Annotated in this window: 15 protein-coding genes and 4 pseudogenes; 14 read left to right on the top strand and 5 right to left on the bottom strand. The window is 36.8% G+C overall.

The window, feature by feature from the left end; genetic code table 11:
- Nucleotides 1-8: 8 nt before the first annotated feature.
- A complete protein-coding gene (locus tag IG80_RS16490; RefSeq protein ID WP_269517045.1) occupies nt 9-134 on the bottom strand; it encodes a hypothetical protein in 126 nt (41 codons plus the stop codon).
- A gap of 384 nt (nt 135-518) precedes the next feature.
- Here IG80_RS16490 and IG80_RS0103120 point away from each other — a divergent pair, with 384 nt between their 5' ends.
- Nucleotides 519-3,878, top strand: coding sequence for a tetratricopeptide repeat protein (locus tag IG80_RS0103120; RefSeq protein ID WP_032112537.1), 3,360 nt, complete (start codon nt 519-521; stop codon nt 3,876-3,878).
- A gap of 361 nt (nt 3,879-4,239) precedes the next feature.
- Here the strand turns inward: IG80_RS0103120 and IG80_RS13045 are convergent, their stop codons facing one another.
- Nucleotides 4,240-5,127 carry a LysR family transcriptional regulator gene (locus tag IG80_RS13045; protein WP_052045944.1) on the bottom strand — a complete coding sequence of 296 codons (888 nt, stop codon included), beginning with the start codon at nt 5,125-5,127 and terminating at the stop codon, nt 4,240-4,242.
- A gap of 97 nt (nt 5,128-5,224) precedes the next feature.
- On the opposite strand from IG80_RS13045, the gene IG80_RS0103110 reads away from it, so the two are divergent.
- From IG80_RS0103110 to IG80_RS0103085, 7 genes are all read left to right on the top strand, one after another.
- Nucleotides 5,225-6,469, top strand: coding sequence for a Glu/Leu/Phe/Val dehydrogenase dimerization domain-containing protein (locus IG80_RS0103110; RefSeq protein ID WP_032112536.1), 1,245 nt, complete (start codon nt 5,225-5,227; stop codon nt 6,467-6,469).
- 20 nt (nt 6,470-6,489) lie between these two features.
- Nucleotides 6,490-7,020 (top strand): cupin domain-containing protein, encoded by a 531-nt coding sequence (locus IG80_RS0103105; RefSeq protein ID WP_032112535.1) that lies wholly within the window; start codon nt 6,490-6,492, stop codon nt 7,018-7,020.
- Nucleotides 7,013-8,794 carry an alanine racemase gene (locus IG80_RS0103100; protein ID WP_032112534.1) on the top strand — a complete coding sequence of 594 codons (1,782 nt, stop codon included), beginning with the start codon at nt 7,013-7,015 and terminating at the stop codon, nt 8,792-8,794. Before IG80_RS0103105 ends, IG80_RS0103100 begins: the two co-directional genes overlap by 8 nt.
- Before the next feature lie 59 nt (nt 8,795-8,853).
- The gene (locus IG80_RS13040; protein WP_052045943.1) at nt 8,854-9,885 is read left to right on the top strand and encodes a methyltransferase; all 1,032 of its coding nucleotides are present in this window, start codon (nt 8,854-8,856) and stop codon (nt 9,883-9,885) included.
- Nucleotides 9,886-9,942: 57 nt separating this feature from the next.
- Nucleotides 9,943-10,086, top strand: coding sequence for a hypothetical protein (locus tag IG80_RS16125; RefSeq protein WP_232224310.1), 144 nt, complete (start codon nt 9,943-9,945; stop codon nt 10,084-10,086).
- A 12-nt stretch (nt 10,087-10,098) separates the two neighbouring features.
- Complete coding sequence (locus tag IG80_RS0103090) at nt 10,099-11,859, top strand: hypothetical protein (RefSeq protein ID WP_156962012.1); 1,761 nt, start codon at nt 10,099-10,101, stop codon at nt 11,857-11,859.
- A gap of 254 nt (nt 11,860-12,113) precedes the next feature.
- A complete protein-coding gene (locus IG80_RS0103085) occupies nt 12,114-12,944 on the top strand; it encodes a class I SAM-dependent methyltransferase (protein WP_032112532.1) in 831 nt (276 codons plus the stop codon).
- 73 nt (nt 12,945-13,017) lie between these two features.
- Here IG80_RS0103085 and IG80_RS0103080 read toward each other — a convergent pair.
- Nucleotides 13,018-13,335, bottom strand: a pseudogene (locus IG80_RS0103080) (transposase); the annotation flags it as partial.
- 200 nt (nt 13,336-13,535) lie between these two features.
- Between IG80_RS0103080 and IG80_RS16685 the strand changes: the two are divergent.
- The 6 genes and pseudogenes from IG80_RS16685 to IG80_RS16485 all read left to right on the top strand — a co-directional run.
- Nucleotides 13,536-13,730: a transposase gene (locus IG80_RS16685; RefSeq protein WP_084756252.1), complete on the top strand. Its 195-nt coding sequence runs from the start codon at nt 13,536-13,538 to the stop codon at nt 13,728-13,730.
- Nucleotides 13,727-13,957, top strand: coding sequence for a hypothetical protein (locus IG80_RS0103075; RefSeq protein WP_032112530.1), 231 nt, complete (start codon nt 13,727-13,729; stop codon nt 13,955-13,957). Before IG80_RS16685 ends, IG80_RS0103075 begins: the two co-directional genes overlap by 4 nt.
- Before the next feature lie 461 nt (nt 13,958-14,418).
- Nucleotides 14,419-15,450: pseudogene (locus tag IG80_RS12320) on the top strand (reverse transcriptase domain-containing protein).
- Nucleotides 15,451-15,565: 115 nt separating this feature from the next.
- Nucleotides 15,566-16,081, top strand: a complete 516-nt coding sequence (locus tag IG80_RS0103065; RefSeq protein ID WP_198027126.1) for a DDE-type integrase/transposase/recombinase — start codon at nt 15,566-15,568, stop codon at nt 16,079-16,081.
- Nucleotides 16,082-16,252: 171 nt separating this feature from the next.
- A complete protein-coding gene (locus IG80_RS0103060) occupies nt 16,253-17,101 on the top strand; it encodes an AraC family transcriptional regulator (protein WP_032112529.1) in 849 nt (282 codons plus the stop codon).
- Between the two features lie 364 nt (nt 17,102-17,465).
- Nucleotides 17,466-17,561: pseudogene (locus IG80_RS16485) on the top strand (IS6 family transposase); the annotation flags it as partial.
- 185 nt (nt 17,562-17,746) lie between these two features.
- Here IG80_RS16485 and IG80_RS0103055 read toward each other — a convergent pair.
- The gene (locus tag IG80_RS0103055) at nt 17,747-18,238 is read right to left on the bottom strand and encodes a DUF2628 domain-containing protein (RefSeq protein WP_032112528.1); all 492 of its coding nucleotides are present in this window, start codon (nt 18,236-18,238) and stop codon (nt 17,747-17,749) included.
- A 107-nt stretch (nt 18,239-18,345) separates the two neighbouring features.
- Nucleotides 18,346-18,540 (bottom strand): annotated as a pseudogene (locus tag IG80_RS16120) (hypothetical protein); the annotation flags it as partial.

The raw sequence follows: 18,540 nt of genomic DNA, 5'->3' as shown, positions 1-18,540 counted from the left end.
TTCTTGAGTTATCTCTGCAATGGATAATGGGAATTTCCCTCGCTGTCTCCACCCAGCCTACCTTGAGTTAAAGTTGAAGCGCTTGCTTCTAAAGTGATTCCATACTCAGTATCATTAATTTCAATATTTTCCATTTTTGACTCCTTTAAAGTTTTTAATCCTCTCTATCACCGAAAATTTGCTATAACCTGATCTGGATAGAGAGCGCGATGAGATAAGGTTACGCAAAATACATAGATGATTTCGAAACCCCAAGAACATCCGTAAAAACTTAGTAACTAGCTAAAAATAGACTTGGAGAATGAAGAATAAAGGGAAACACTTATGATTTTGAATGAAAATCAGTGCTTAGTTGCTCTTATCTGTGTAGAAAATACGTAGATAGATAATGGACATAAATCACGTTTACAAAAAGAAATTTCTTTTTTAGGGTTCCAATTAAAAATTAAGATGGATGCTTAATCACATCTAGATAATAAAAAAATATAAAGAGTAAGCCTAGTGAGCTCATTTATTTCATGAAAAATAAACAAAATATGTTGCCCCAAGATTTTTATCTGGAATACTTATCAAGTATTAATGATATCCATTTTACTAAGCGTGAAATCGATGTGATGGCTTGTCTTTTAAATGCAAGAAGGACAAGTAAGACGGCCTCTTTTTTATCTATTGATCCACGAACTGTTGAAACCCATGTTCGCAATATAATGTCAAAAATTGAATGTAATTCACGTGAAAGAATTATCGACTTTATTGAATTCTCTGAAAAACTCCCACGTATGAGGCAATATTATTCACTTTTAAGAATTAATACTATTTTTGAGAAGATTTTGAGAGATATTTCATTTTTACAACTAGAAAAAGTCCTAATTTGGGCACTAAATTACCCTAAAAATAAAGATAGTGTTTTTCATCATTTTATTTCTCATCTAAAACTCGCAGGTATTAAAGTATCAACCTCTGCACGTGAAAAAAAGGCAAGTTATGGGATATGTTTTCTACCTAAATTTCTGGCAGAAGAAGAACTTTATCCTTTTTTTCAGAAAATACCGCAAAATATAAGTAAGGTTCTTTGCCTTTTGCCACTTGGCGCAAACTATACAAATATCCCCAAAAACCTTGTAAACTCTAAAAATATAGATCTTGTAAAACAGGCAAGTTATTACTTCTCTTTTTATGCCATTCTCAAACAAATTTTGCCAAATTTTAATCTAGATAAATTTATTAGTGAGTTTGAGGAACAAGAGAAAAAGATATTTCCTGAAGACAAACTACCACAGATTTCCCTTAGTGATAAAAAACTAGAAAGGTTGTTTGTTTATCCAATAAAAGCTTATTTTTTAGCAGCTTTTTTTGTCATTGGGCTTATCAGCAGCGTGCTCCTTGCTTTTCAATGGGATAAAAAAGGCCATAAACACCTTCATTCTCAGCCGGATTTGATTATCCCTAAAGAATCAGTTTTTCTTAACCGCCCTGAACTCATCAACCAAATTGATAATAAGCTTAAAGGGCAAAGTGGTATTCAGTCTGTAGCTCTTGTAGGTATGGGAGGCTCAGGAAAAACTACTCTAGCACGCCAGTATGCACGTATGCATATAGCAGATATCGTATGGGAAATTAACGCAGAAACACGGGAAAACCTTAATACGTCATTTGAAAAGCTCGCGCAAGTTCTTGCAAAAAGAGAGCTGGACCAAATAACTTTAGCAAGGATTAAAGAAATCAAAGACCCATTAGAAAAAGAAGAAAGAATTATTTTATTTGTAAAAGAACATCTAAAATCTCAGTCAAATTGGATTTTAATTTACGATAACGTAGAGGTATTTACAGATATCCAAAAGCATTTTCCTTATGAATCCCATACATGGGGACAGGGAAAGATTATTTTAACGACGCGGGATAATAACATTGAAAACAATAAACATATTAATTATGTCCTTATTATGCCTGAACTAGACGACCAGCAGCGGTTCAATCTTTTTAAGAAAATTATGTCCAATACAGATGGGTATCCTTCTACACTTAATCAAACTAAAGAAATAAATCAGTTTTTAAAAAAAATCCCTCCTTTCCCTTTAGATATATCGATTGCAGCTTATTATTTAAAAGCTACAAAAATGTCGTACGTATCTTATATAGAAAATTTGGAGCAATCTAATAAGGATTTTACAAGCTTACAAGAAAATATTTTAAATGAGATAGGTGACTATACAAAAAGCAGAAACGGAATAATTATCGTAGCTTTACAAGAAATTATAAAAAAACATGAAGATTTTGCAGAGCTTTTGTTGACTATTAGTTTACTTGATTCTCAAAATATCCCAAGAGATTTATTAAGTAATTTTAAAAATAGCTTGCAGGTTAGCAGCTTTGTTTATAACTTAAAAAAATATTCTCTGATCATAAATGAACAAGAAAATTCTTCTTCCCCTAATCTATCAGTTTCAATTCATCGAAGCATACAAGCCATCAGTTTATCTTATCTAACTAAAATATTAAGACTGGAAAAAAATAAAGAGCTAATAAAATGTATTTCAGAAAAATTAGTAAATTACGGGATAGATAAGATAATAAAAGAGATAGATGTCCCCAAGATGCAAGTCCTGGCTGGGCATTTGGAAAAACTCTTAAATCATAAACACCTATTAACCTCTGAGGTAGAGGGAGAGGTAAAAGGCGTTCTAGGTGTTATCAACTATTTTTTTGGGGATAATAAAAAGGCAAAAAATCTCTTCGAAGCAAGCCTTTTACAGCTAAATAAGTTACATAATGAAAAACCAACTCTTACTGCTTTGTTTATAGGTTACCTAGGGAATGTTTATAGGGATTTGGGAGATTACATTAAAGGCAAAAAACTCTTAGAACAAAGCATATCTATTTATAAAAAATATTACCCGCAATCTGCCCTAAACCATGCGTTTTTCTTAGTATATTTAGGAATTATTGAAAGAATTTTGGGGAATTATGAGGTAGCTAAAGATCTATTTCAGGAGGGGCTTAGTCTTCATAAAAAACATTTTTCTGACAATGATAATTATGCGGCTTGGGTACATGGGCAATTAGCTATTATTGATAGAGAAATAGGAGATTATGAAAAAGCCAAAGTTATTATGGAAAGAAGTCTTGATGCATTCAAAAAAGAGTGTTCTGATATTCATTTTGATATTGCTTGGGCTTTGGAGCATTTAGGAGATATCTATATAAAGCTTGATGATTCTAAAAAAGCCAAAGATGCATTAGAGGAAAGCCTTAGGATTTATGCTTCTTACTTTCCTGATGAACTAGGGCAAGATTGGGTTTTTACATACCTTCAGCCCCTTTCTTCATCAGAGGATGAAAAAAACTATCAATTATTTGCACAAATTACTAAAAAATACAAAACTCACTTTCATGAAAATTATATTTATGCTTGTTACCCTTTAATGCTATTAGGTCAGGCTCATATAAAATTAGGAAATTACAAAAAAGCTAAGGTTATATTAGAACAAGTTTTAACAATTTATCAGATAAATTATGGGAACACAAATATTGCAACAGCTTATGCTTTAAATGCCTTGGGGGAGGTATATTTTATTGAAAATAACATAAAAGTCTCTGAACGTTTTTTCAATGAAGCTTGTCGTATATTTCGCCAAAATAATCACCCCGATAGCTATAAGTGTCTAGAAAATTTGTCAGAATTATACTTAAAAAAGTCCGTGGTAGCTCAGAATGAAGGAAACATAAAACTAGAAAAGGATTTTAAAAATCAATTAATTAACTACTTAAAACAAGCGCTAGAAATATTACAATCTCGTTTCCCAAATAACTCCCCCCACACAGTAAGAATTAAATCAAAATTGAGCGTTGAACAAACTCCACCGACGTTGTCACATTAAGTAGGAAAAGGAAAGATTTCTTAAGAGAAATAGTTATGTTTAGATAGAATCTTCCTATGGTTAAGCACTTTGAAGCTAAACAGCCAATGCTTGGTATTTATAAGTTCTCCTAGCGTCAGTTTCTTAAATTATGGGCACTTCTTCCAAAGCAAATATGGATAGTTAAGGACAAAGACAGAAACTTTTGGCAATTAATCGCATTCCTAAATCTTCGCTTTACTCTCCCTTGTTTATGAACATGCTGATGGGAACCACCACAGGTCAAAGAACCCCATATATAATTGTTAAATACAATATTTACCTTGCAAGGTGAGGCGGTCTATATATGTTCGGTATCGATAAATATCTTGATGTTCTGATGTTAAAATAAAGAGGCTATTGCATGCGCGATTCCTGCAGAGGTTTTATCAGAAGGATCAGATTTTCTTTTAGTAAGGTATATAGCTTGTTTTTTAGGTAGCATCTCTTTCGGGAAAGAAAGGGCTTGAAGATTGTAGGAAGATTTTACCGTATTATTATGCAGTTTAACCATAAAAGACGGTAAATAGGCTACGGCCTTACCTTGTCGACATAGTTCAAGCGCAGATTCCAACATGTCTACCTTATATTTTATGCAACGGTCTGCCTGATCATCAGACCAGCCATCTAATGTTTTTATATCATTTGGAGAGTCTAAAATAGGAGTAATTGGTGCTGCAAAGGGAAGAGCTGAAAAAGGGACTTTACCAAATACATCTTCACGCCCATAGATCCTTAGTTCATAAAAAGCTATTCGCTGATGTAAAATACCTGCCATAGGAATAGGGAGATTCGTAATCCCATAATCAATTTCATACTCTAAAAGGCTTCTTTCTATTTCGCTAGGAGTCAGTTCGTAAAGTATAAGTTCATTTATTTTTGATAAAGAATCCATTAAGCATCGCAAAAAATAAGTAGAAAATATTTCGAAAGAACCGATGCGAAGAGGTTTAGCGGTTAGGGCATTACTATTCTTTTTTTCCCTAAGCTCGTGTCTTAGCTTCTCCCAATCTTCCATAAGAGGACGTGCTCGCCTAGCTAGTTCTCGACCGCTTTCAGTGATAGAAATCCCTCGCCCAGCAGGGACTAGTAAGGTAGTTCCTGTTTCATACTCTAGTTGCTTGAGCGCTTTAGAAAGTGCACTAGGAGTGATATGCAGAGCTTCTGCCGCCTTCCTAATATTTTCTATCTCTGCAACTACAAGAAAGTATCGCAGTCTATTGCTGTCCATAAGTTCACATATATTAACCTAAATTCGTTTTTTATATTTATGATTTTTATCTAAGTTACTCTTAAAAATGTAAAAGATAAAAAAGAGAACATGTCATATGCGTAATCCTATAATCAATAAAGCACATAAAATTATCACTTGGCAAGATAAAGAAAACACAGGGGCTATTGGCTGGATTGTTATCCATAATGTGGTTAACGGGGTTGCAGGAGGCGGTTTGTTTATGCATGAATCTGCCTGTTTGCAAGAGGTCAAAGATCTTGCCTACACGATGAGCTTAAAAAATTCCTTACAGTATTCTATCTTTGGCGGAGGAAAAGGAGGAATAAAATTTGATCCTACTCATCCTGAGGCTACATCTGTATTAAAACGTTTCTTATATGACAACAGTGAAATCATAAAAAATGAGTGGTGCACAGGAGGTGATCTTAATACAACTACAAAAGATATCACAGCCCATTTAAAGGAAATAGCTGATATAAAATCTCCCTTTATATGTCTGGCTAACATGTTGGAGAAAACTGAAGGAATTAAGGTCGATATCGACAAATTTAATCAGTGCCTCTACTTTCCTGAGAACGATTTTTTCACTGTAGAGCAAACTATAACAGGCTATAGCCTCTTTAAAACCATAGAAACAGGAGTAAAGGTAAAAAATACTAAACCCAAGATTATCATTCAAGGGCTAGGTAAAGTAGCTAGAGCTTTCTGCTACTGGGCACAATCGGCTTATGATATTGTGGGTATTTGTGAACGTGATTGGTATATTTATAACCCTGAAGGCATTTACATAGAACCCTTACTATCTTTAGATCTTGATACTTATTTACTGGACTCAAAGCAGGCTCTCCATTTCACTAAACGTAAACTAGGAGAATCTTCTGAAGATTTTCTATTGCAGTTTCTTAGCCAGGTACAAGGAGATATATTTTGCCCTTGTGCTACGCGTTATACCATAACGGAAAAAGTTTTAAAGGCTTTAATTTCAAATACTTTGGCTAATTCTTCCTTAAGTAGTCCTTTTATCATATCAGGCGCCAACGATGTGTTTAGGGAAAAAAATCTTATTACTGAAGCTTTTAAAAACAATGTGACTGTCTTGCCCGAATGGCTTTCTAACTCAGGCAGTGCCATTTTATTTATGGAGGCATTAAAATATCAAGATCCTCTTACCCAATGGAATGATTTCATTAAGCAACAAGTTGCTAATAGAATTGTTAATTTTCTAACTATGGCAAATAACCTAGCTTATTTCCATAAACTGAACATCTATGATGCATGCTGTTACCTAGCCCAAAGCTTGGTTGAAGCAGATAAACAGAAATTAAATAGAGTAGCATAAACAAGGGAATAAGGCTGCAAATGAAACATACTTCTGACTTATGTAATCTCTTTATACAAATTTCAACTAAGTTAAAAAGTTGCTTTAAAAGCAATGAGAATATTTCCAGATATCATATCCTTAAGGCCATTCCTTATCGACGGGTAACAAGCAAAAATACATATGGAAAAGAAGAAATCTTTGACCTATATCAACTGGGTATATTTTCTTCTGCCTCAGGCGTTAATTTGCTTGCTTCTGCAGGAAGGGGTCAGGAGACCCTAGAAAATCTAGAGCTTGTGGAGCTACAACCCCAAGCAGAATACCGACCTCATTATCACAAGAATAGCAGCGCAGTTATCTATATTATACTTGGTTCAGGTACGTTTATGCTGGGTGAGAAGAATATTGAGTATAATGCTAACAAGCGCATTGTTATTCCTGCAGGCGTTGTGCATGGCTTTCATACCCAAACACGTACCCTCTTTTTAAGCATTCAAAGCCCGCCCATTCTTAACCCTAAAAGCGAACACATTGATATCTATTATGAAAAGGAAAGCAACTATGAATAAAATTAATCATACACATAATGTTCCTTCCCCAGCCACTCAAGGAACAGGGATTCCTACTAACATGGGATTAGATCATGTTGGCATTGTTGTACCAAATGCCCAAGAAGCAGCTAGCTTTTTAATGGAAGTATTCGATGCAGAGTTTGATTGGGAGGTTAAGCGAGACCCCACACCAACTGCCAGGGAGCGTGGTTGGTCAGAAATCTTTGGGGTCCATCCAGATGCTTATATGCCTCATGTTATTATGTTAAAGTGTGGCGATAATGTCTTAACTCAATATATTGAGCTTTTTCAATGGTCTTCCCCTGATCAGTATAAACCTCAAGGAGAGGGAGGATGGCATAAATTTAGCGATCTCGGTAATAGTTATATCTCCTTCACTGTTAAAGATATGGATAGAGTGGTTTCTCACATTAAATCCACTGTTATTCCTAAGTGGCAAGGGACGCGCTTTATTCAAGATCCACCTATGCAATTTCCTTTGAGGGGGGAAGTTTGTACATCCACCTTCCTGGTCTCACCTTGGGGGATGTGGATTGAGTTAACTGCTTGGAGCCAATCTAAAGAAAAAGGAAAGGTTATTAAGGCTCAACAAGAGTATGAACCTAACCCACTTATTGGCCAGCATATTAATGAACTCCCGACCCCTGCCTTTATGATAGATTTAGACGTTGTTGATCATAACATCAACCTTATGAGCTCACGCATATTAGGTAAAGGCATGGAATGGCGTGCCCCAGCAAAAGGACATAAATGCCCTGAGTTAGCTAAATACATGATTCAGAAAGGAGCAAATGGCGTAGTATTGCTTACACTTGCTGAAGCTGAGGCATTCGCTGCCGCAGGGATTGAGGATATATATTTAGCTAATATAGTAGGATCAAAAGAAGAATTGGAAAGATTATCATTGCTTGCCAAGAGGGTTAAGCGTCTACGCGTAGCGGTCGATAATGAAGAATATTTGCAAGATTTAGCAGCCGCCGTAAAGCACTGGGAAATCACCACTCCTATTGAGGTATTGATTGAATTAAATATCAATCATAATAGATGTGGCGTAACGATTCCTGAAGCAGTGAAGCTTGCCCGCCAGGCTAAGGAAATTGAAACAACTACGAAGGCAATTATTTTTGCTGGTATTACTGGTTATGAAGGCCACACGCCCATCCTATCCCCAGAAGAAAAAACTCTGGAAACTAAAAAGGCTCATGGAATCTTAGCAAAAGCTCAAGCCCTGATTGAACAAGAAGGTATAAAAGTAAAAATAGTGAGTGCGGGAGGAAGCTGTAATTACATTGATTCTCTGGAAGAGGGAGTAGTTACAGAAATTCAGGCAGGAGGGGGTGCGATAGGTGATCTACTTTATCATAATAAAGCGCACCTGAAAGATCATGGTCATAAAATGGGTGCCTTAATTCTTACCCAGATTATTAGCGTTCCCCATGATAAGAGTAGAGCAATGGGTAATGCGGGGTTTAAAGCTGTTGGCTGGCATCCCTTCGGAGGCTTGCCTCAGCCCCGGGATCGTAGTGATCTTCGAGTAATAGGCTTAAGTGCAGAACACACCAAGTTTGAAGGTGTGGATCAAGAAAGATCCGCCCAGCTAAATGAAATGGTAAAAAGCGATGTCCAAGTCAACCGCGGCGATAAGATAGTTCTTATACCTGGTTATACCGATGCCATGGGTTTTTTACACCGAGAGATTTATGGGATACGAAATGATAGGGTAGAATCTGTCTGGAAAACAGTATCAAATGTTACCTGGTCTAGCCAATAAGGGAAGCAGATATAATGCTACTATTACTCCCCAAGCTATAACCTTAGGAGAATGAACATATGAAACTCCCTTCTACCCTTGAAAGAATGATGTTTGGGTTTATTGAAAGCCAAGTACTCTTTGTTTGTAATGAAATAGGAATATTTGATTATTTAGAGGAGAATGGCCCCTCGAAGGTTGACAAAATTAGTAAAGATCTTGACTTGCCAGCATCTTCATTAGATCGTCTGTTAATTTGTGCTACTAGCTTAAACTTATTAGAAAAAAATAAGGATAAATATAAGGTAGCAGCTGAGTTCCGGCCATTTTTAATCAGGAAAAGTAAATACTATTGTGGGGCAAGATTTAGTCATTATTGGAAGTCAACTTATAAAGTATTTGATCATTTGGTCGCTGCAATACAAGAAAACAAGTCACAATGGGGAAAAATAGAACAAAATAGAGAGATTGATGATGCTTTTAACTCCGTTTATACATCCTCTATCTACTCAGATGAAACATCAACGCAAGATTTTTTAGCAACTATGTGGGCCTCAGGTTATGAGGACTCAGTGGATTTATGTAAAAAATATTCTTTGAAAGGTTATGCTAAATTAGTCGACGTGGGTGGGGCAACAGGCTCTTTCGCAATAGCTGCTCTTCAAGAAAACCCTCATCTAGCCGCTGAGGTCATGGATTACCCTTTGGTTAAGCCCTATGCTGAAGAGGCGTTTCAAGCTTATAATGTTTCTAATCGTGCATGCTTTCATGCAGGAGATATATTTAAAGATACTTTACCTAAAGCTGATGCTTACTCAATAGGCTATGTTTTATCTGATTGGCCGCAAGAACTATGCCTGGCCCTTATTAAAAAAGTTTATGAAAATTTGCCTCCTAATGGCTTAATTATTATCTTAGAGAAGTTTTTTAATAAAGATAAAACGGGGCCATATCTTACGGCTATGTTAAATCTAACTATGTTGCTTGAAATGCATGGTACCCATAGAACAGCTTCTGAATATATAGGTTGGTTAAAAGATATTGGCTTTACAAATTATCAAACCATATACTCTTCCGGAGAAAAACACATGATAGTGGCCCAGAAAGGGTAAAGTAAATGACCCTGTTCTCCAATTGTGCCGCAATCAGGAAAGATATCCTCATCTTTGATGTGTGCAAATCGTTACAGAGTAGTTTATAGCATGCTGCCAGGTGAGAAGGGATGGATCATTGGTGATAAAGGGGAAAACAAAATCATAAGTTCTTATAATTATACCTTTCCTTATTTTAGTGGGATGAACCAAGGAAGTTAGGAGTCGTGCTATTTGCAGGCTAATCAACAAAGGGGAAAACTCAAAATGTATTTATCTTCATTAAGAAGTAGCAAGAAATTGCTTATTAACACTAAGTATTTTATTATTCTAGCATCCTTTTTTATAATTTGTGGTTCTGACGCCGTTTTTGGAATGGAACACCAGATTAATTCTGAAAATAAAAGTCAAGAAAAACACAGCAGCATCCAGCGGACAGAGCAAATCTCCTTAAGTTCCTTAAGAGAAGAAAATATAGAGGATGATAGCCACATGCATCAGCCTCTTTTAGATGCCACTTCAGATTTTTATTTATCAATTAATCAAAAATATATTGATAGTGCTTTTTTGGAATGGCTTGATAAAAATCAATTTGCCAAATTTAACTCTCAACCACCCCCTGCTAATAAATGTTTTGATCGGTCTTTATTTGCGATAGAAGCCTTTAGTGGAGGAGCGAGTAGCGTTATGTTCTTTGTTCTTGGTTATGATTTTGCTGAACGTTTTTTGCAAACGACAGCTATTTCACGACCTGGACAAATCGCCTTATCTTCTTTATATGGCATGACTGATTACATACCTATGGTTTTTCTGGGAACTGAATTATCATCAAATGTGATCAATAAATTATTTTATAGAAAGTCCCAAGAAGAAAAATCAATTGAAAGAAAGATAACTTGGAAAAATTATCTTTTGGAATATAGTCTGAAGACGCCAGTCATAGTTGCAGGTATTCTGTCTGCTTCTCCACTTACTTACTTAACCTATGATGATTTGTTTCCTTATATTGGGTGGGGGTGGCTTGCACCAGGCATACCAACATTTTATGTACGAACTTTGATAGATTATTATTCAATAACTACATTATCCAATAATATATACAATGCTATAAAATCCCCCATGGATAGGCGATTTGCACGCTCTAACCCGCATAGTAGACAAGCTTATTCAATGCGTATAAAAAATGTTCTCCAAGAAGCACGCTCATACATATCCTCTCTAAATTATTTTCAGGCGGAACAGCTAACGCAAATACTTAAAGAGCATCTTGATCCTCTAGAAAGATTTAAAGTGTGTTCACATCCAGAGTCTTTTATTACAGAACAAGTTCAAGTAAAAAAAGACTCGCTCATAAAAACTATTATAGGAATTGCTGGGGGAATAGTAGGTGGTTACGGCCAGTGGATAGTGTATCCTGTAGAACTAGATTCATTTGTCCCCCTACTGACATTAGTTGGTCTGGAAGATAAGAAAGCTTTGATAACCGGTCTTGCAATTATAGGGACTATAACCGCTTCTGGTTTGACTACTTTAGCTACATGGAATAGTACTCTTAAATTTTATGATGCCATATCTGGAGTATTTTCGTCAGTCTTTAATTGCATTAAATCTTGTTGTAAACTTAAACCAGAAAGAACGTTCAACACCATTGTCAATACTGAAAAAGAAAATAGTTTTTTCTGGAAACGGCTAGGAATAGGTGTAGTGTCAGGAGCGCTAGCAGTTTGTAGTGCTGGACCATCGGCAGAAATTGCTCTTACATTCCTAAATATAAACGAGATTTGGCCCAAGCTTGAACTTGCATCTGCCATAATTGCTGTATTCTCAACCTCTTTTTGGGCTGTTGATGAAGCCTTATTAAAATTATTAAAAACAGGAGATCCTCGCCAACCACTGTTAAATACTATAGACCAAATCATTTTAAAGCTTCCTGATATGTCTAAGAAGAAACTAAGAAAATTAATTAATCTACTTCCAGAAGAGGCCACTATTTAAAAGTAAAAATAGAAGCAGTGCAAAAGAAGAGGTTCTGTCGCATGGGAAAATTTTATACAATCATGTCACAAGATAAACAATGATTTAATTTTTTCTAAGCTATGACTTAAGATATTGTGGAGAATTAAATGACCCTGAGGTTAAGAATTAATATTACAGAAGACTATGAAATAGAGCTAAAAGAGAAAAATAACAATGAAAATCGGCATCATAAAGTTAATTTGAAACTATCTGGTCTGAAAGATTATATATAAATGACACAAGTAAACCTACTAAATACATTTTGCGAACATCACCTTAACCCTGTTTATGAAAAAATTAAAAATGAAACTTGGGGTAAAGATAGTATAAACCTTGCAAGCTTACTTAGCATGCAAGAACTTATCAAGTTTAATGATTGGTTCAATCTAACGCCAGAGATGTCCATTTTAGATGCTTGTTGCGGAGTTGGTGAAACCACAATGTATTTTGCAAGAAAAACTAACTGTAAAGCATACGGCGTAGATGTTAGTACTCATGCGATAAATTCAGCAAATGATTTAACCAAAAAAAGTTGCTTAAATGTTGAATTTTTAGAGGGAGATTTGAAAAATAGTCTGCCTTTTTTTAGTTCTTATTTTGATGCAGTTGTTTGTATAGAAGCAATCATTTATTTTAATTATAATGAGAGACTTAGTATTCTTAAAGAGTGGAATAGAATATTAAAGCCCAATGCTAAACTAATTTACACAGATCCCTGCATAATATCTGGAATTATTACTAATAATGAGATTATGCAACGTGCTAGCTTTGGTGAATACTTTTTTACTCCTCTTAAATTACAGGAGGACCTTTTCAAAAGTAGTGGCTTTGAATTGATTAAATCAGAAGATATAACAACAAATAATGCAGAAATTCTATCAAATAAATGGTGGGATGCTAGAGAGAAAAACAAACCTGATCTACAAAAATTAGAAGGCATAGAAACTTTTAACCATATTCAATCTTTTATTGACATGTGTCGTCAACTTTACAATAAAAATAATAATCGGAGAAAACTTTCTCAATTCGCCTATTATCTAGTTAAACGGGAAGAGCTGCTTTAATCCAGAAAAACAGGCAATGTCGATGATCGGAAAGGTGTAGAAAAGTTAACTCATGAATTAAAAGGATGGCTTTTTAACCATCTCGAAATTTGACACCTGAAATGAGTTTTGGCAACTGGTTTTTACCATCTAGGCGTCGCCATGTTTTTTCCACATTCTTGATCAGCTTGAAAACCATGGTAAAAGCTGTCTTTCGCGATAAACATCCTTTAGATCGTTTGGTGCGATGCTTGACCGTTGCAAATGTACTTTCTATAGGGTTTGCCGTACGCATATGTTTCCAATGCTCGGCTGGAAAATCATAAAAACTCAGAAACTCCTGGTGATCTTTTTCTAAACAATGCGTTGCTTTGGGATACTTGGCTTGATACTTTTCTATAAGCACATCAAACTAGCACTCTCACTTGTATCTTACAGATAACCTTGATACTTATAAGCTTGGGTATTGAGGGGGAAAAGGTGAATCTGTCACTCTCCTAAGGCTTTAAGCCTGTTTCTTAGATAAGATCCCTAATGCAGAGACGCCAATGGATCAGTGAAAAGAAAGTAATGATTGTGCTGTGCGGCTTAAGAGGCTAGTCAGTAGTCTCCATTTGTAATGAACATGGAATCAGTCAATCCCAATATTATCAATGGAAAGATCAATTTCTGGCAAACGCTTCTAAAGCCTTTGAGGTTGAGAAAGCGAGCCAAAAGCAGGCACGACTGGAATGCGAGAACCAAAAACTCAAAGGCCTTGTAGATGAGCTTACCCTGGAATTAAAAAAAAGCGAGGAGTGGTCATGAAAAAGCGTGGTCCTTATGTCGCTGTTGAAGCTCGAAACACTCCATTTGTTGAGCGGATATACCAACTCAAATCAGACCATCTTTTCTGGGGATATCGCCGTATTTTGGCCCATATGACTTACGTAGATGGGCTAAAGATAAGCAAGCATCGAGTTGAACTTGCGCCGCAGACAAGAACAGAAAGAGACCGATATGATCTGAAGTTCTATAAGCTTTACAAAAGATGACGGAAGGCCCGTCGAAGTCGGCTTTCAGGAGCAGGCTTCAAACCCTCTCAAGCGGCTGCCATTAAGAGTGGTGGTCGTGAGCGTTGAGAAAAGGTAATGATCAAAAAGACGAGTGAAAACGAACCACTGATGAAGCGTCGTTAGATGTAAGACTGATATTAAAATGAGGGCCTGTTTGACACTCTCAGACAAGTCTACCAGGAGCCTGATGACTGGGTAGATGGTATCCGGCGTGCAGGTGGCGTGAGTTTGATTGAGGCTTTTGTGAGGAACTGCGGGAACCAGTCGTTTTGATGCTAAGGGAGAAATCCAAGTGACAAAATTCACAAGGGTGAGAGTACCAATGCAAAGCACTGGGACGGAGCAACTTGTAGTAGTGACGAAGTGACTGTAATGGTCATGGAGCGAAGGAGTTGCATTAGGCCGTCGAATCAATTTACAACTCGAAAGAGGAGGACATTTTGAGTAAGACAAAGCCCTTCATCATTCCAAAGCAACTAGTGATGAGGGCCTATCAATTGGTCAAAGAAAATGCGGGGTCGGCTGGTGTAGACCAACAGTCTCTGTGTGACTTTGAGAAGGACTTGAAGAATAATCTTTATAAGATCTGGAATCGGATGTCATCTGGTACGTATTTTCCGCCGCCTGTAAAGGCGGTTTCTATACCGAAAAAGACAGAGGAGCATGATCTCCTGATGAAAGCGATTAGAAAACACACGGACAATTCATGGGTAACTCTTTACATAGAACGGTGGCTGAAAGCTCTCATGCAAATGCCTGATGGAACGCTCATTGAGCACCATAAAGGCACGCCGCAGGGTGGAGTGGTCAGTCCCGTTTTAAGTAATTTGTTTCTCCATTATGTGTTCGATGTGTGGATGGGAAAATACGACAAGGACATACCTTGGTGCCGGTATGCCGATGATGGGTTGGTTCACTGCAAAACAGAGCATGAGGCTCAAGCACTACTGACTGCCCTTAAGCAACGTTTTGCAGATTGTGGACTAGACCTACATCCAGAGAAAACAAAGATTATTTACTGCAAAGATGGAAAACGACGAAAGCTCTATCAGAATACAAAGTTTACCTTTTTGGGATACGATTTTTGTCCGAGACAATCAAAGAATCACCAAATAAATTGCGTATTTATGAGCTTTAGTCCTGCGGTTAGTAAAACCGCAGCCAAGTCAATGCGGAAAATGGTCCGGCAATCAGGAGTACGCTACAGATCGGATCTTAGTCTTGAGGAAATAGCCAAATGGTATAATCCAATCTTAAGAGGATGGATAAATTACTATGGTGTCTACAACAGATCGGGACTCCGACAGGTTATGCGGCACTTTGATTTAACTCTGCTTGCCTGGGCCATGCAAAAGTAGGAAAAATTGAGAGGCCACAAAACAAGAGCTGCTAGTTTTATGCAAACCATAAAGAAGGCAAAGCCAGAGCTGTTTGAACACTGGAAGCAAGGAGTGATAGGAGCGTTTGCCTAATACGAGCCGTATGAATCGAGAGGTTCACGTACGGATCTGAGAGAAGCTGGTGGGGCGGTTCCACCGGCTTACTCGGCGACTGATGAAGCAACATGACCTGCAAGTAAAAAAGAATATGAAACTTAAGGCAGTCCGCCGTGCAGACACTAAAAAGCCAAAACCAATCCGTCCCAACCAGTGGTGGGGAATTGATATGACAAAAGTGATGATTGAAGGTTTTGGCTGGATTTATGTGGTTATCATTATTGATTGGTATACCAAGAAAGTCCTTGGCCATTATGACGGTTTACAATCCAAATCCTGGCATTGGTTGATTGCTCTCAACAAGGCCGTCAACCGCCAATTTACTAATGGAACGCATGGACATAGTGTGCAACTGATGTCTGATAATGGATGCCAGCAAGGAAACACGGATACAGAAAGGTTTATGCATACACTCAAGGAAGAGTTTGTTTGGCTGAAAGAGTGGACTAGCCCAACTGCTTTTATTGACGAGGTAGACCAATGGATCGAGCATTACAATGCAGCTTACTTACATTCAACGCTCGAGTATATGCAACCAAATACTTTTGAACAAGGATTTTTAACTCAAAACAAACAACAGGAGACTCTCTTAAAATTAGCTTGCTAAACTGGGGGAACTACACGGTTGAGTATCCATTTGGTTTAGCACTACCTATGTGCGAGATTGGAAGATATATGGGATTTAACCCAAATTTAGCAATAACGGTCAAGAAAGTATTTTATTATTAGAGTAATCTTGTTCATGTAAATATGGCGTTAATTTAAAAACGAGAAAAGCATGAATTATGAGCATCGATTAAAAAAGGTAGTGGAGTTTATCGGCAAGAATCTTGATGATGAGCTCACTTTGTCTCAGTTGAGCTATATTGCGTGCTTTTCAAAATATCATTTTCATCGTCTATTTACAGCTTATACCGGGTTATCATTACAGCAATATATACGTTGGTTACGCCTAAAAAGGGCGGCGCACCAACTGATTGTTAATAAAGATAACACTATTATTGAAATTGCAATCAATGCTGGATTTGAATCTCACGAGTCCTTTACCCGAGCATTTAAACAAATTTGTAGTTTAAACCCAAGCGAGTTTAGGTCTCAGCCAAGGTGGCAAGCATGGGAGCAACCGCCGTATTGTTTGCCTAAACAGGATAAAATGATTATGAATATAAGTATTAAAAACATGAATGCACGACGTTTAGCTGTTTTAGAGCATCGTGGTGATCCTAAAAAAGTGGGAGATAGCGTCAATAAATTAGTTAGCTGGGCGAAAGCTCAATCAATGAATTTGAAACCCAAAGCTGGAGAAGCGTTTGGATTTGCATATGACGATCCAAAAACAACTTCACCAGAAAATTTTCGTTTTGATCTTGGAATTAGTGTGCCAGAGAAATTAAAGCTAGATGGAGAGGTTATTGAAAAACAATTACCCGCTGGTCGTTATGCTGTAGCAATGCACAAGGGTTCACGTGATAATATTGGTGATACAGTATATGGATTGTATCGTGACTGGTTACCTGAATCAGATGAAGAGCTAGGCGATTTACCCTGTATTTTTTGCTACTATAATTTCGATCACGAGGTTGCTGAAACAGAATTACTGACCGAGTGCTGGTTATTGTTAAAGTAGTGAAACCCCATTCGTTTGCATGTGCTGCAAGAAGCAGGGTGTGAAATAATCTTTACTGAGGGTATTAGCCATTTTCATTCCAAAAGCCACGCTAACATAGATAATATTTATTATTTTCAGGCAGTTAGAAAAAAGTTTATGAATTGCAGATTTTCAGGGATTCACGTACTAATAAAGAGTAAATCCTAAGAGAAATAATAAATTATGCTTTTAATTAGACCTTGGAGTGACTTTTGGAATGAAAATGGCTAATACCCTGATAACAATTTGAAAACTCCCAAATATTTAAACGGAAGCGTCAAGTTAACCTAGGCAAAAAAGCTTGAGAGTGTTAGATAGGGGAAAAAGGCTTAAGAGTTAGAGCATGACATTATCAGTAGCCCCCCGTCGTCATCGATTTCCTGTTTCTATTATTAGCCAGGCTGTATGGATTTATCATCGGTTTAATAACAGCTATCGAAGAAATGCTTCTTTTCCTTTCAATGAATGAAGTAGAAGAAATCCTAAATTTAGATGATCCCCACATCTTGACTAAGCTTACTTAGTATCTTTTCATGCGCTAGCTTATCCCATCAGAACCGCTGATACCCCTAATTGAGCATTTAATTTCTATATCTGGGATGATTATACGATTAATATTTACATTTACAACAGCGAAATTATTACAGAAACAACTTGTATTGACAGGCCTATCACCAATCCAAGGTAAGATAAACTTCCTAAATTTTCGAACTGCTTTTTGCGTTGATTTTCATCTAAGTTCAAGCTATTAATCCGCATAATTTTCTTATAAGCTCGTCTCAAGGCAAGTGGTTTTGCAAGAGTTGCAAGAGTTAAGGTAAATGCAGAATAGGGGAAATGTTGAGCAGGAAAGAGGAAATCAAAGAGAAACCCCAAAGATAGAATTCCCACAATGATCACAAGGCTTTCTAAATAGAGTTTTCTATAAAAGAACCAAACAAAACCTATAAAAAATGCAGGCCAATGCGCTGTTATGCCAAATTTTCTACCACTTTGTTTTTGGTTGGTTACAAACTTCCAGTAACGTATATAAGACCTAGCATTTTTCCTAAAATAAATTTCTAAATCTTCTTCTTTCAGGTTAAGATACTCTGCTTTGGAAGGGAATAAAGCCATGGATGCCACCTCTTATTAATAAGTAATAATTGTTCTTATATAAAACTGCCCCGGGGCACGGTCAAGTTAACTTTTGCAGATGATAAAGATGTGTTTAATTGGAATCGTTAGGCGCAAAGGAGCCCTTGAGCCGCCTCAGACCAGATGGTGCAGGCGGCTCTAAAAGCATCTCTTCTTTCAGAAGCTTTTTTTAAATATCGTCCCACCTCAATAGCAAAATCGTATAACTTCGTATAATGTATGCTATACGAAGTTATTACGTAAACGGGAAGAGCTGCTTTAATCCAGAAAAACAGGCAATG

It is taken from the genome of Candidatus Paracaedibacter symbiosus, assembly GCF_000757605.1.
GTDB classification, from domain to species: Bacteria; Pseudomonadota; Alphaproteobacteria; order Paracaedibacterales; family Paracaedibacteraceae; genus Paracaedibacter_A; species Paracaedibacter_A symbiosus.
Note: the sequence above shows the minus strand (reverse complement) of the source record. Positions and strands in the feature narration are given on the sequence as shown.

Excerpts from the sequence above, each read along its gene's own strand:
- IG80_RS16490 (WP_269517045.1), bottom strand. The coding sequence starts at position 134 with ATGGAAAATATTGAAATTAATGATACTGAGTATGGAATCACTTTAGAA.
- IG80_RS0103120 (WP_032112537.1), top strand. The coding sequence starts at position 519 with ATGAAAAATAAACAAAATATGTTGCCCCAAGATTTTTATCTGGAATAC.
- IG80_RS13045 (WP_052045944.1), bottom strand. The coding sequence starts at position 5,127 with ATGGACAGCAATAGACTGCGATACTTTCTTGTAGTTGCAGAGATAGAA.
- IG80_RS0103110 (WP_032112536.1), top strand. The coding sequence starts at position 5,225 with ATGCGTAATCCTATAATCAATAAAGCACATAAAATTATCACTTGGCAA.
- IG80_RS0103105 (WP_032112535.1), top strand. The coding sequence starts at position 6,490 with ATGAAACATACTTCTGACTTATGTAATCTCTTTATACAAATTTCAACT.
- IG80_RS0103100 (WP_032112534.1), top strand. The coding sequence starts at position 7,013 with ATGAATAAAATTAATCATACACATAATGTTCCTTCCCCAGCCACTCAA.
- IG80_RS13040 (WP_052045943.1), top strand. The coding sequence starts at position 8,854 with ATGAAACTCCCTTCTACCCTTGAAAGAATGATGTTTGGGTTTATTGAA.
- IG80_RS16125 (WP_232224310.1), top strand. The coding sequence starts at position 9,943 with ATGTGTGCAAATCGTTACAGAGTAGTTTATAGCATGCTGCCAGGTGAG.
- IG80_RS0103085 (WP_032112532.1), top strand. The coding sequence starts at position 12,114 with ATGACACAAGTAAACCTACTAAATACATTTTGCGAACATCACCTTAAC.
- IG80_RS0103075 (WP_032112530.1), top strand. The coding sequence starts at position 13,727 with ATGAAAAAGCGTGGTCCTTATGTCGCTGTTGAAGCTCGAAACACTCCA.
- IG80_RS0103065 (WP_198027126.1), top strand. The coding sequence starts at position 15,566 with ATGAAACTTAAGGCAGTCCGCCGTGCAGACACTAAAAAGCCAAAACCA.
- IG80_RS0103060 (WP_032112529.1), top strand. The coding sequence starts at position 16,253 with ATGAATTATGAGCATCGATTAAAAAAGGTAGTGGAGTTTATCGGCAAG.
- IG80_RS0103055 (WP_032112528.1), bottom strand. The coding sequence starts at position 18,238 with ATGGCTTTATTCCCTTCCAAAGCAGAGTATCTTAACCTGAAAGAAGAA.